A 13507-nucleotide genomic window follows, 5' to 3' on the forward strand; every position below is an offset into this window, starting at 1 on the left:
AGTCGCGAACTTCGAGGTTCTGCTCACCGGCCACAACGCAGGACGGTTAGATAATGATTACAGGTTTCTTTTATTCAGTTCATTAACCGCATAGTCAACTGCGCGGGCTGTTAATGCCATGTAGGTGAGTGAGGGATTCTGACAGGCGGCTGATGTCATACAGGCGCCGTCCGTTACGAAGAGGTTCGGCACATCGTGCGTCTGGTTATGGGCGTTTAAAACCGAAGTTTTGGGATCGCGTCCCATTCGTGCCGTTCCCATTTCATGGATGCCTTCACCCACCAGGTATTCCCCAAAGTAGGGGCTGACATCCTTTCCGCCGGCCGCTTCCAGCATCTCAACGGCGGTTTCAGCCATATCTTCCCGCATATTCTCTTCATTTTCCCTGATCGAAGCATGAATTTCAAGCTGTGGGATGCCCCAGTCATTTTCCTTATCGGCACTTAATTTAACGAAGTTGTCTTCGTAGGGCAGTATTTCTCCGAAAGCCGTCATGCCGAAACTCCAGGGACCCGGGTCTCTGAGTTTCTGCTTAAACTCTTCGCCAAATCCCTCCATGCCGGTACCGCGTCCCCAGCTGGGACGCGATGCACGACCCTGGAAACCGTAGCCGCGGACAAAATCTTCCTGTTCGGTTTGCTCGTTGATATTTCGAAATCGGGGAATATAGATGCCATTGGGACGGTTACCGTGATAATAGCGATCCTCATATCCTTCGAACGTCCCGGAGGCCCCCACACGGAAATGATGGTCCATCAGGTAGTGTCCCAAAACCCCGCTTGAGTTGGCAATACCGTTCGGAAAAGCGTCGGATGTCGAGTTGAGCATAATCTGGGTACTCCCGAGGGCAGAGGCGTTCAGAAAGATCACCCTGGCATAAAACTCTTTGGATTCATTGGTAAGGCGGTCAATAACGCGCACGCCCTTGGCGCGATTGGTTTCCCTGTCATAGATAATGCTGTGGACAATGCTGTTGGGACGCAGCGTGAGATTCCCCGTGTTACGTGCCGCGGGCAGGGTACTGCTCTGGCTGGAAAAGTAGGCGCCAACACTGCACCCCCGTGAACAGGGCCCGCAATAGTGACAGGCCCCGCGTCCCTTGTGAGGCTCAGTCAGCACGGCGCACCGGCCAATCGTCAAATGCCGGTACTCGAAATTATTTTCAATTTTTTCCTTGACCTCTTCTTCAACGCAGTTGAGATCCATGGCCGGCAAAAAATTACTGTCCGGCAGGTGCTCCAGTCCCTCTTCCTGTCCGCTGATGCCAACAAACTCTTCCACATAATCGTACCAGGGTTCGATGTCTTCATAGCGGATAGGCCAGTCCACGCCGATTCCCTCCCGGGCGTTGGCTTCGAAATCGAGATCGCTCCACCGGTAGGTTTGCCGTCCCCACGTCAGTGAACGTCCCCCTACCTGGTAGCCCCGAACCCATAAAAAAGGATTCTCATCATCGGTCTGGTAGGGATGTTTTTTGTCGTTTACGAAAAAGTGGTAATTGTACTCATTAATCACATCCGACCGGAGCTGCATGGGATACTCCTCCTCAAAAAGCTTCCGGTTGCCCTGTCCCCTGAATTCAGCCTCCCAGGGAGGCATGTGCTCAGTTATATAATCTTCACCGTGCTTTACATCGCGGCCTCGTTCAAGCACTAAGGTTTTAAGTCCTTTTTCCGTCAGCTCTTTTGCAGCCCAGCCCCCTGAAATACCAGAGCCTACAACAATGGCATCATACTCTTCCGGGGGATTTGAGATATTGTAGTCCGTGTTTTCCATGATCCTCTGTTCAATTATATATCTTGCTAAGCTAACATAGATGAGTGAAAGGAGATATGCAAGAAACTTGCATATCTTTAATCTGTTTTTCCCGCCGGTTATTTTTTTGCAATTTAATTTTCAAAAGTGCTTATTAAAAAACAGATATCACAAATTTTAAAGAAGTCATAAAACAGATAATTGCTATGGATATAGACCGAAAGATTCGATACGGAATGGTCGGCGGCGGACCGGGCGCCTTCATTGGAGAAGTTCACCGTATGGCGGCGGCCCTGGACGGTAAAATGAAGTTAGTTGCCGGGGCTTTTTCATCGAAACCTGAGAAATCCCGGAAAATGGGCAAAAAGCTTCATTTGAAAAAAAACAGGGTGTACGACTCTTATGAGGTGATGGCAGAGAAAGAGGCCTCGCTGCCTGCAGATGAGCGCATTGATGCTGTAAGTATTACCACTCCCAATCATATGCATTACCCGGTAGCTAAAGCTTTTATCGAAGCCGGTATACATGTAATCTGCGATAAGCCGATGACAAATACGATCGAGGAGGCGGAGGAGTTATGCCGGTTGGTCGACAAGCATAACGTGGTTTTTGCCCTGACCCACAACTATACCGGCTACCCGATGGTTAAGGAAGCAAAGAAGATGGTGGCCGACGGAAAACTTGGGACGCTTCGCAAAGTGGTCGTTGAATACCCGCAGGGGTGGCTTTCTGATACCGGGGATGACGAAATCTGGAGACTGGATCCCGAGAAAGCGGGCATTTCATCGGCCGTGGGCGATATCGGTACTCACGCTGAGAACCTGGTAGCGTATATTACCGGCTTGCATCTGAAAGAACTCTACGCGGATATCCACAGTTTCGGAGAGGGACGGGAGCTGGAAGACGATGCCAGCATGCTTGTTCATTACGAAGATGGATTGCGGGGCATTTTATATGTTTCCCAGATTTCCGTGGGCGACGAAAATGATCTGAATATCCGTTTGTACGGAGATAAAGCAGCATTGGAGTGGTACCAGGAGGATCCCAATTACCTGCACGTTAAATATCCGGATGGACCGGAAGAGATTTATAAACGGGGCAATCCCTATCTTTCGAAGGCAGCCGAGGCCGGTAACCGAATACCACCCGGACATCCGGAAGGATTTATCGAAGCGTTTGCCAATATCTATTCCAATGTCGCGGACGTCATCGGAGCCCGACTGGGCGGCAGGGAGCCCGAGGCTTTATCCCTGGACTTTCCCACGGTGCAGGATGGCGCACGCGGGGTCCACTTTATCCATAAAGCCATAGAGAGCGGCAAAAACAGGTCCTGGGTCGATATGTCTTACGAGCCGCCTGTCAGCTCGTAGCTGGAATTATTTCAGGGGCACAAATGAAAACGAAAGGCGGTTGATCCGGGAATCAGCCGTCTTTTTTTTTGCCAGGAATCCCGGTCTATGAAGGCCGGACGGATTCATCTTTTTGGGGTTTTGGGTGAACATACGCCGGTTCTTCGGACGGAGAGAATGAGAATCAGACAGGAATAGATTAGTTTGACACAGCCAGCATCCCCAGCAGTTTTTCAGCCTCGCCAGCGTGATTACTGTCTCCATATTGATCCACAACGATCCGGGCATACTTCTCAGCTGCTTCGGGGTTACCGGCGTCATGGTAGACTTGGGCTGCCTCAAGGTAGTTATAAGGCGTTGTGGAATCATTTTCGTCCCACTCTGCCGCTTTAACATATAACTCGGCAGCTTTTTCATAATTACCGGCATCCGTCGTCACTACAGCGTGGAAGGAGATGGGACCAACGCCTAAAATACCATCAGGGATATCATACTCTTCCATATAAGAAATGGCTTGCTGTACGTTCCCGAGATTATACTCGCAAACGGCAGCGTAATACCGCGCAAGGTTGGCGGCATCCGTTCGCGGATAATTATTGATGATCTGCTGAAAACCGACCGTAAAATCAGCATCCGAGCCGCTCAGCGCTCGCTCGTAATCGGAATTCAGGTAAGCGGTGGTAGCGTCAGACATAAGCTGTTGCGCCTCTTCTGCCTGCGCCGAAGCATAGTAGTAATAGCCTATGCCACCGCCGACAATGACAATGACAGCCACAATGGCTCCGATGACGGTGGATTTTCTTTGGTCATAGAAGTTTTGGGCTTTGGAGAAGGTTTCCAGCAGCGGATCGGATTCTAAATCTTCTTGTACTTGTTTCCTGGACATGATCTATTGTTGTTAATCTTATTGAAAGCTTTATAAAACCGTTATTTCAGCCAATTTCTGTGTTTATGTGTCACATACGCCTTAATATACGGGTGTTTTTGAATTCGCTCTGGCTTTGATACCGCTATTGATCAACATTCCTGGTTATCCAAAGCCCTTTTATTTCAGTCGGTAAAAATATGATTGTTTTGGGTGATAGCAAAATTTAAAGTGGATGCAGCTTGCCGTGAGAAAGTTTGTAAACCAGATCGGAACGCTCCGCAATATTTTTTTCGTGGGTGATTAATAAAATACTGAGTTCCCTTTCTTCTCTCAGGTTAAATAAAAAATCCAGCAGAATTTCGGTATTGCGTTCATCCAGGTTTCCGGTGGGTTCGTCCGCTAAAATGAGTTCGGGATCATTCAACAGGGCGCGGGCCATGGCCACCCGCTGCTGTTCGCCGCCTGAAAGTTGAGCGGGACGGTGTTCCCCGCGTTCGAGAATCCCGAAATCGCGGAGCAGTCCCTCCGCCTTTTCTTTGGTTTCCTGCTGGGCATCCCCCCGGATCAGCCCGGGCATCATGATGTTTTCAAGGGCCGTGAATTCCGGGAGCAGGTGATGGAACTGGAAAACAAATCCCAGTTGTCTGTTGCGAAAGCCTGCGAGTTCCTCTCGTCGCATCCCATAAATAGAGCGGCCTTCCCAGGAGACGGTCCCGCCATCCGGCTCATCCAGTCCCCCCAATATATGGAGGAGCGTGCTCTTGCCGCAGCCGCTGGCGCCGACCACCGTGACGATGGAACCCTTGTCAATGGCGACGGAAGCCCCGTCAAGCACGGTCAGGGGTTTGTGACCATGCTCATCATCAAACGTCTTCGTGATATTCTGTGCTTCTAAAATGGGCATCGATATGGTTTATTGCTCCGTCTTGCTTGTATTAAAAGAAGGATAGACGATCGGCTCAATGTGATGGCAGTCCCCGGTCTGAGTATCAACTTTGGCCGTGATTGCACAGAGATGATTATTACCGTCGGCTAACTTGTACCGGTGAGGCGTCCCCAGCATAAACCGCTTCATAGAGGTATTCTTATCCATGCCCAAAACTGAATCAAAGGAGCCGGTCATACCCACATCACTGATATATCCCGTACCCCTGGGGAACAGACGCGCATCATTGGTCGGGATGTGCGTATGTGTGCCTACGAATACGGAAATTTCGCCATCCAGATGCCAGGCCAGCGCCAACTTTTCGGCGGTGGCTTCGGCGTGAAAATCCACAAAAATAAGATCCGTCTGTTCTTTCATTCGTTCAATAACCCAGTCGGCCGTGGAGAAAGGATCATCGATGGGATTCATAAACGTGCGGCCCTGCAGATTTAAAACGCCAATCTTCTGATTAATCTCCGGAATGTCATAAATCCCAAAGCCGTACCCGGGGTTGCCGGTGGGATAGTTCATGGGACGGAGGATATTTCCATCTTCCTTCATATAGTCGAAAACTTTCCATTTGGCAAAGGAGTGATTTCCGCCGGTAATAACGTGGACTCCCAAATCATAAAGCCGCCGGATAATGGAGCGGTTGATCCCCTTTCCTTTGTGAGAGTTTTCGCCATTGGCAATAACGAAATCCGCTTCGTGCTTTTTTATCAGACTGGGTAAAATTGTTTCGAGGAGACTGAGACCGGGTTCTCCGACGATGTCGCCTACAAAAAGAATATTCACTAAGTTTTTGGACATGCTGAGTTGTTAAGGCGAAAAAGCTTCTTAATTAAACTGTAAAGGTAAGGAATAAAACGCCTTTCTCAGAAAAAAATATCAGGATGTTATTTCATCCACAAAGTCATCGAGTGATTCATTGACTTCTTTCATTACTTTTTCTTCTTGCTGGTTGAGCTCTCTGTTTTGTTTTCGCTCCTCAAATAGTTCCTCAGCGATAGCAAGAGCGGCAAGCGACATGACGGTCGTATCGGGTTGTTTGTTGAGTTCCTGCTTGTACTGGCGAAACTTGTCATCCACATAGCGCGCAATACGCTTAATGGTCTCCTCTTCCGAATCCTCAACTTTCAGCGGGTATTGTTTACCTAAGATCGTGACTTTAACTGATTTCATCTGTTATCCTCAAGGTGATTGTCAATTTTTGAAATCAATCCCAATACCTGATGGCGTATGGCAAGCCGCTCCGATTCTGATACCTCGGAGAAGATATCGGTCTGACCTTCTTCAATTTCACGAAGCTTTGATTTGAGCTGGCTGTTTTCCTCTTCCAGTTCTTCAATTTGTCCCTTCAAAGATCTTACCTCTGTCCGGATGCGATCGAGTAACTGGAGAAACTCTTTTTTGTATGGACTATTTTCTGATAACACTATCGAAAATTATGATCGAAGTTTAGCGGAATATTGTTTTTCAAGGGCCTTTACAACTTTATTAATTATAGGCTCTACTTCGTTGATAGTCAATGTTTTGTTTTTATCCAGAAAAGAAAGTCGGAATGCAAGGCTTTTTTTCTTTTTTCCCAGTGATTCCCCTTCGAAAACATCAAATATCTGTAGGTCCCGCAGCGAAGGGCCAGCTGTTTCCCTGATCGATTTAAGCAGGTCCCCGGCCCGAACGGATTGATCCACGATGACGGCAAAGTCAAATTCAAAAGAGGGAAATTTGGAAACGGCTTCGTAGGGCTGTTTCCCGATTTTCCGGCGGATCCTGAAGATTTGCGTCAGCGAAAATTCTGCGATAACGGCCGGAAGAGTAATATCGAAATGACTAAGCATTTCATCGGAGACGCTATAAAGCTTACCGATAGTGTCATCCTGAACGTTATAATGGAGCACATTGTTCTCATCGACGGATGTATCCACGTGTTTACCTATGTCAAGCTGCTCAAGAAAGCTGCGGACGGAAGCCTTCAGATCAAAGGCATCGTAGTGTTCAGGCTCTGTCTTCCAGTGTTCAACGGTCTTAAAGCCGGCTAATCCCAGAAGGATATTCGTCTCTTCCAGGATCCCCCGGTGGTAGGTGCCCTTCTCTGCCTGTTCAAAAACATTGCCGACTTCAAAAAAACGAACTTGTCGGGCCTTTCTGTTGAAATTATAGGCCGTCGCTTTCAAAAAACCGTAGAGCAGGGACGGTCGGAGGGTGGTCATATCGCTGGAGATGGGGTTTAGCGTATGAATCATATCGTCGAGCTTCCCCAGCCACCCGGCCTCCTCTTCAGGCATCAGCGAATTGGAGTATATTTCCCGGAAGCGCAACCCTTTTGCCGTTTCCTTTGATTTGGAGAGCATTTTCTCCCATTCTGTAATGGGTTCGGGGGAAATAAATTTGCCATGCCCGGGGGACGGAATGTTATTGTAATCGTACAGCCGTCCCACTTCTTCAATGAGATCGACTTCGCGCTCCAGGTCGGGACGGAAGGTCGGTATGCGGTAGCGGAGCACAGATTCATTTTTTTCCAGAAGCCCGAACTCCAGTCCATCCAGAAGGCCGGCAATCTCATCGGTCGAAAAGTCGGTCCCCAGCAGTCGATTGACGTAGGATTTGCGAAGGGACAATGAGTGGGCTTCCGTTCTGACCGGGTGGACATCCGTACAGCCGTCAACTACGGTTCCGCCGGCGACCTCTGCAATAAGCCGGGCGGTACGCTCCGCGGCTATACGCTGCAATTGTGGGTCCACACCCCGCTCAAAACGGTAGGAGGCATCGGTCTGGAGTACTTGCTCCTTGGCCGTCTTGCGAATAGAGGCGGGATCAAAGTAAGCGCTCTCAATCAGGATGTTCCGGGTTTGGTCGCTGACTTCCGAATCGACGCCGCCCATAACGCCTGCAATGGCCACCGGCCCCTCGCCGTCACAAATGAAGAGTGTGCCCGCCGGGCAGTTTCGTTGTACATGATCGAGTGTTTCGAATGTAATTTCTTCTTCAAAATCCTTCACAACAATTTTGTCTCCCTTAAGAGTGTCGGCATCGAAAGCGTGCAGCGGCTGACCCAGTTCAAACATGACATAGTTGGTGATATCCACGATATTGTTGACGGGACGAACGCCCAGGGCTTTAAGGCGATGTTGCAGCCAGGAGGGGGAGTCATCGATGGATATATTCCGGACCATCTTGCCGGCGTAGCGGTGACATTTTTCCGGCGCTTCAATTTCGATGTCAATCTCTTTGAGCGGCTCTGTCTCCGCAAAAGTGGTCTCGAAGGGCCGGGATAGCTCAAGGGAAAGGGCCGCCGCCAGGTCACGTGCAACCCCGAGGTGACAGGTGGCGTCGGGACGATTGGGGGTGAGTTCGATATCGATAATGGTATCCCGGTAGAGGTCGAGGGCTTCATGCAGGGGAGTACCGGGCGCCAGCCGCTGATCCAGTACCATAATGCCGCTGTGATCGTCACCAAGGCCCAGTTCATCTTCGGCGCAGATCATGCCCCTGGATTCTTTACCCCTCAGCTTCACTTCCCGGATCGTAAAGGGTTCACCATCGTCGGTTTCAACCGGCAGTGAGGTGCCCACCGTCGCAACCGGCACTTTTTGTCCACCGGTCACATTATCCGCACCACAGATGATCTGCACGGTTTCATTACCGGTATCGACCTTACAAATGCGGAGACGGTCGGCATTGGGATGGTCATTCACTTCCAGTACTTCACCCACGAGAACGCCTTCCAGTCTGTTGCCGTAAGCGGCGACTTCCTCCACTTCGAGACCGATCAGCGTAAGCTTTTCAGCTGTTTCCTGCGGTGATAGATCCAGGTCTATAAATTCAGTGAGCCAGTTGTATGAAATTTTCATGTAGCTACAGGTCAGTTTAAGCGGTCATTTGGGACGAGGGCGAGGTTTCTTCGTGCAAGTTTTCCTCGTTAAAAGGTCTCGCCCTGGTCGGAATGACAGTTAAAATAGCATTGGGTTAATGAAATTGTTCTAAAAAACGGACGTCGTTGTCGTAAAAGATGCGAATATCATCAATCTGATGGCGGAGCAGAGCAATACGCTCCACCCCCATCCCCCAGGCAAAACCGGTGTATTTTTCAGGATCGATATCAACCGCCTTCAACACATTGGGGTCGACCATGCCCGAGCCCAGGATTTCAAGCCAGCGGCCGCTCCCGTTGGTTTCCCACCAGATATCCATCTCAAGGCTCGGTTCGGTAAAAGGGAAGAACCCGGGACGCAAGCGGTATTTGACATCGCTTCCGAACATGAGCTGTGCAAAACTGATGAGTGTTTCTTTAAGTTCGGCAACACTCACATCCGTATCAATGTACAAAGCCTCGACCTGGTGGAAGAGGAAATATGATTTGGGAGAAACCGCCTCATTTCGATAGACTCGTCCGGGCATGATCGTTCGAATAGGCGGTTCCTTATCCTGCATAAGGCGGATTTGAACCGGGGAGGTGTGCGTGCGAAGGACCAGGTCCTCGGTTTCCGGATCGTCGCTTTTCCGGATGAAAAAAGTATCCTGTTCATCGCGTGCCGGGTGGTTGGGAGGGAAGTTGAGCGCGGTGAAGTTATGAAAATCATCTTCCACCTCCGGTCCGTCTGCGATAGAAAAGCCGAGCCGATAAAATATCTCTTTCATCTCCTCGAGCGTCTGTGTCAGCGGATGATAGGAGCCGGCAGCATAGGGAGGGGCAGGCAGTGAAAGGTCATCTTTGGCGCTTAGCGCAGCCGTCTCCTTACGCTGCAGGCGCTTTTTGTGTTCTTCGTATGTTTTTTCCGCAAGATTTTTAACTGCATTCATCGCCTTGCCCACTTTTGCTTTCTCTTCGTTGGGCACTTCGCGCATCCGGGAAAACATAGCCGGTACTTTGCCTTTGCGGGATAAAAATTCCAGACGGAAGGTCTCCAGCTCTTCTTCGTTGGTTATTGTAACATGGGCAATTTCTTCTTTCAGTGCTTCTATGTCATCCAGCATGAGAACTAAAAATGTATGATCGATCCTAAATTGTACGTTATATAAAACAGGTCCCGTAATTACATCGGCAGAGTACTATCGCCGGTCAGGCGGCGTATAAAGCAGGTAATGGAATCTATTTAATTCAGTAAAACCGTTCAATAAAAATAAAAAAGCCGATCCATCCTGTATACATAACTATAAAGGAGGACCGGCTTTAAATGGTACGGATGCCGTTAGTTGACCGCTTCTTCAACAATAGCGCTGAAAGCATCCGGATCAGTGACGGCAAGATCCGCCAGGACCTTCCGGTTGATCTCAATATTTTTCTTGTTAAGGGCCCCCATCAATCGTGAATAGGTCGTATCGTTCTGACGGGCAGCCGCATTAATGCGTGTGATCCAGAGCTTTCGGAATTCACGTTTACGAACTTTGCGGTCGCGATACTGGTACAGCATCCCTTTTTCTACCGCATTTTTCGCAAATTTATAAACATTACTGCGCTTGCCCCAGTAACCTTTCGCCTGGTCTAAAATTTTCCGGCGACGGCGACGGGAAGCCACCTTATTTCTTGAACGTGGCATTTGATCTAATGTTTAAGGATTAATGTAATTGTTAGAGAGCTTTGCAAAAACCGTTCTTTTGGCCAACAATTTGCATTTTTGCACATTCAACATCCCCTCACATATGCTATAATATATGGAAGGTGAATCTGCTCAGGCTTTGATATTGGTCAAAATTCCTTGTTTTTCGAAACCCTTTATGAATGAATATTCGTTGCTTATTTATAAGGAAGCATCTGCTCGACATCCTTTTTCTGCGTCTTGTCGACGGTGGTCGTCTTGCCGAGCTTTCGTTTTCTCTTACTTCTTTTTTTAGTGAGGATATGACTTTTGCCGGCTTTTTTTCGCTTAATTTTGCCTGAAGCAGTCTTTTTGAAGCGTTTTTTAGCCCCACTGTTCGATTTCATCTTTGGCATAACAAAACACCTGTATAAAGATTTCTTAAAATTAAAAGGCTTGAAAGATAGTGATTATAGTATACAGAATAAACTATAATGCAAACAAATTTATCCCTCACGGCGCGGTCTGCGGTTTCGGCTTACCTAAGAACCGCCCTTGCCGGTAGGGGCCAGCATCATAATCATTCGGCGGCCCTCCATGTTCGGCTTGGTCTCGATTTCGCTCACGTCGTTTAACTCTTCGGCCAGGTCCAACAGGAGCTCTTTGCCCCGGTCGGTATAGAGCATGTCGCGGCCTCGAAACTGAACCGTTGCTTTTACCTTGTCCCCATCTTCCAAAAAACCGCGGGCGTGCCGCGTCTTGAAATTGAGATCGTGGTCGTCCGTATTGGGACGAAAACGAAGCTCTTTAACCTGAACGGTATGTTGTTTCTTTTTGGCCTCTTTTTCTTTCTTTTTCTTTTTGTACATGTATTTCCCGAAGTCAAGCACTTTACATACCGGAGGCTCGGCATTGGGTGCTACTTCGACAAGGTCCATTCCATAGGATTCAGCTATTTCCAATGCACGGTCGATAGGGACAACTTCATGTTCCTTTTCAACCTTTTCAGGGTGTATAACCCTTACTTTGGATGCTCTGATTTCCTCATTAGCACTGGGACGGTCGTCATTGCCCCGTGGTCGTCGTCGTTTGCGTCTTGCGATAAGTAACCTCTACTGTTTTATTAAAATTTAATTAATGTGGCGGTAGCTCTTTGTTATTGATCTCAGCAGTGAGATTAGAAATAAATTCGGAAAAATCAAAAGTCCCGATGTCACCTTTTTTATGCCGGCGAACGGAAACGGTTCCGCTGGATTCTTCCTCACTGCCTACTATTAACATATATGGGATCTTGCTCGTTTCAGCATCGCGGATTTTTCCCCCGACCTGTTCACTTCGGGTATCCACCTCGACGCGAACATCCTTCTCTTTTAGTCGGGAGGCGCATTTAAAGGCATAGTCATTAAAGTCATCGGATATCGGTATGACCTGTACCTGCCTGGGGGCGAGCCATACCGGGAAATCCCCGGCAAAGTGTTCAATCAGGATGCTGGCAAAGCGTTCCATGGAGCCGAAAGGAGCCCGGTGGATGATGACGGGACGGTGCCGGTCGTTGTCGGAGCCCACATAAGTCAAGTCAAAGCGCTCAGGCATCACATAATCGACTTGTATGGTCCCCAGCTGCCATTTTCGTCCAATAGCATCCCGGATGATAAAATCAATCTTGGGTCCGTAGAAACTCGCCTCCCCGCGCCCGATGGTATAGTCAAGCTGTTCCTGATCGGCCACTTCTTTTATTTCCTGCTCGGCCCGGTCCCAGAATTCCGTTTTGCCGCCATATTTCTCTTCGTTGTCGTCGCGGAAGGAGAGACGGATATCCACCGGCATGTCAAAGGTACCGAAGACCAGCTCCGTAAGATCAATACAGCGCTTTATTTCATCTTTCAGCTGGTCGTGCGTGCAGTAGATGTGAGCGTCATCCTGGGTAAAGCCCCGTACCCTGGACATGCCGCTGAGTTCTCCGGATTGTTCAAAGCGATACACGGTACCGAATTCAGCCAGCCGCAGGGGAAGGTCGCGATAGCTGTGCAGGGTGTTGGAATAGATCCGGTGGTGGTGGGGACAGTTCATCGGTTTAAGCAGGTATTCTTCATCCTCCACCTGGATGGGATTGTACTGCGACTCCCGGTAATAGGGGTAATGTCCGGACGTACGGTAAAGCTCGAGGTTGCCAATATGAGGGGTGATGACTTCCCGGTAGCCTCTTTTCTTTTGCTCCTCGCGCAGGAAAGCTTCCAGTTCTCTCCGGATGATTGTCCCGTTGGGCAGCCATACGGGCAATCCCTGGCCGATCATTGAATCGATCATGTAGAGTTCAAGCTCTTTCCCCAGTTTCTTGTGGTCGCGCTTTTTGGCTTCCTCTACCTGTTTGATGTACTGGCTGAGCAATTTCTGTTTGGGAAAGGTAATGCCGTAAATACGAGTCAGCTGCTTGCTCTCAACATCCCCGCGCCAGTAGGCGCCGGCCAGGCTCGTCAATTTAACGGCTTTGATGCGGCCGGTATGCGGTATATGAGGCCCCCGGCAGAGATCCGTGAAGCCGCCCTGCCGGTAGAAGGTGATGGTACCATCTTCGAGGTCTTCTATCAGGTCTATTTTATATTCATTATCTCGTTTTTTATAGAAGTCGAGCGCTTCCTTCTTGGATACCGGTTTTCGTTCAAATTCATTCTTGTTCCGGGCCAGTTCAATAATTTTATCCTCAATTTCATCTAAATCATCCTGGCTTACGGTCTGATCACCGAAATCTATGTCGTAGTAAAAGCCGTTTTCTATTGGGGGGCCAATGCCGAATTTGGCCTGCGGGTACAATTCCTGCACCGCTTCGGCCAGTACGTGAGCGGAGGAATGCCAGAACGTATATTTCCCGTCCTCGCTGTCCCAGGTATTAATGGTAATAGCACCGCTTTCTTCAATAGGGCGGCTGAGGTCCACAATCTCATCATCCAGGGTAATGCTCAGCGCCTCCCGGGCGAGACCCATCGAAATGGATTCAGCAATTTCACGTCCGGTGATTCCTTTCGGAAATTTTTTTTCGGTTCCGTCCGGAAAGGTGATCGTAATTTGTTCAGGCATTCAGTAGTAAATATAC

At 49.0% G+C, this 13507-nt stretch carries 13 protein-coding genes; 1 reads left to right on the forward strand and 12 read right to left on the reverse strand.

From position 1 onward, the window contains the following. Positions 1-57: 57 nt before the first annotated feature. On the reverse strand, positions 58-1776 hold the full coding sequence (locus BUB16_RS09810; RefSeq protein ID WP_073063072.1) for a GMC oxidoreductase: 1719 nt from the start codon (positions 1774-1776) through the stop codon (positions 58-60). Between the two features lie 185 nt (positions 1777-1961). On the opposite strand from BUB16_RS09810, the gene BUB16_RS09815 reads away from it, so the two are divergent. After that, the gene (locus BUB16_RS09815; protein ID WP_073063075.1) at positions 1962-3125 is read left to right on the forward strand and encodes a Gfo/Idh/MocA family protein; all 1164 of its coding nucleotides are present in this window, start codon (positions 1962-1964) and stop codon (positions 3123-3125) included. A gap of 178 nt (positions 3126-3303) precedes the next feature. On the opposite strand, the gene BUB16_RS09820 is transcribed toward BUB16_RS09815, so the two are convergent. From BUB16_RS09820 to thrS, 11 genes are all read right to left on the reverse strand, one after another. Beyond that, a complete protein-coding gene (locus BUB16_RS09820) occupies positions 3304-3990 on the reverse strand; it encodes a tetratricopeptide repeat protein (protein WP_073063079.1) in 687 nt (228 codons plus the stop codon). Positions 3991-4195: 205 nt separating this feature from the next. After that, positions 4196-4876, reverse strand: a complete 681-nt coding sequence (locus BUB16_RS09825; RefSeq protein WP_073063082.1) for an ABC transporter ATP-binding protein — start codon at positions 4874-4876, stop codon at positions 4196-4198. Positions 4877-4885: 9 nt separating this feature from the next. Then, positions 4886-5707 carry a TIGR00282 family metallophosphoesterase gene (locus BUB16_RS09830; RefSeq protein ID WP_073063085.1) on the reverse strand — a complete coding sequence of 274 codons (822 nt, stop codon included), beginning with the start codon at positions 5705-5707 and terminating at the stop codon, positions 4886-4888. 78 nt (positions 5708-5785) lie between these two features. Then, positions 5786-6079, reverse strand: a complete 294-nt coding sequence (locus BUB16_RS09835; protein ID WP_073063088.1) for a cell division protein ZapA — start codon at positions 6077-6079, stop codon at positions 5786-5788. Next, a complete protein-coding gene (locus tag BUB16_RS09840) occupies positions 6076-6258 on the reverse strand; it encodes a hypothetical protein (RefSeq protein WP_244545672.1) in 183 nt (60 codons plus the stop codon). The genes BUB16_RS09835 and BUB16_RS09840 overlap by 4 nt, the downstream gene beginning before the upstream one ends. An 84-nt stretch (positions 6259-6342) precedes the next feature. Further along, a complete protein-coding gene (gene pheT / locus BUB16_RS09845; RefSeq protein WP_073063095.1) occupies positions 6343-8751 on the reverse strand; it encodes a phenylalanine--tRNA ligase subunit beta in 2409 nt (802 codons plus the stop codon). 115 nt (positions 8752-8866) lie between these two features. Next, positions 8867-9874: a phenylalanine--tRNA ligase subunit alpha gene (gene pheS / locus BUB16_RS09850; RefSeq protein ID WP_073063097.1), complete on the reverse strand. Its 1008-nt coding sequence runs from the start codon at positions 9872-9874 to the stop codon at positions 8867-8869. 215 nt (positions 9875-10089) lie between these two features. Further along, a complete protein-coding gene (gene rplT, locus BUB16_RS09855; RefSeq protein WP_073063100.1) occupies positions 10090-10437 on the reverse strand; it encodes a 50S ribosomal protein L20 in 348 nt (115 codons plus the stop codon). A gap of 197 nt (positions 10438-10634) precedes the next feature. Beyond that, a complete protein-coding gene (rpmI, locus tag BUB16_RS09860; protein ID WP_073063102.1) occupies positions 10635-10832 on the reverse strand; it encodes a 50S ribosomal protein L35 in 198 nt (65 codons plus the stop codon). A 126-nt stretch (positions 10833-10958) separates the two neighbouring features. Then, a complete protein-coding gene (gene infC / locus BUB16_RS09865; RefSeq protein ID WP_073063105.1) occupies positions 10959-11519 on the reverse strand; it encodes a translation initiation factor IF-3 in 561 nt (186 codons plus the stop codon). A gap of 31 nt (positions 11520-11550) precedes the next feature. Further along, positions 11551-13491, reverse strand: coding sequence for a threonine--tRNA ligase (gene thrS, locus BUB16_RS09870; RefSeq protein ID WP_073063108.1), 1941 nt, complete (start codon positions 13489-13491; stop codon positions 11551-11553). Positions 13492-13507: the final 16 nt, after the last annotated feature.

Origin of the sequence: Fodinibius roseus (genome assembly GCF_900129315.1) — a bacterium.
In the GTDB taxonomy this organism is placed as follows: Bacteria; Bacteroidota; Rhodothermia; order Balneolales; family Balneolaceae; genus Fodinibius; species Fodinibius roseus.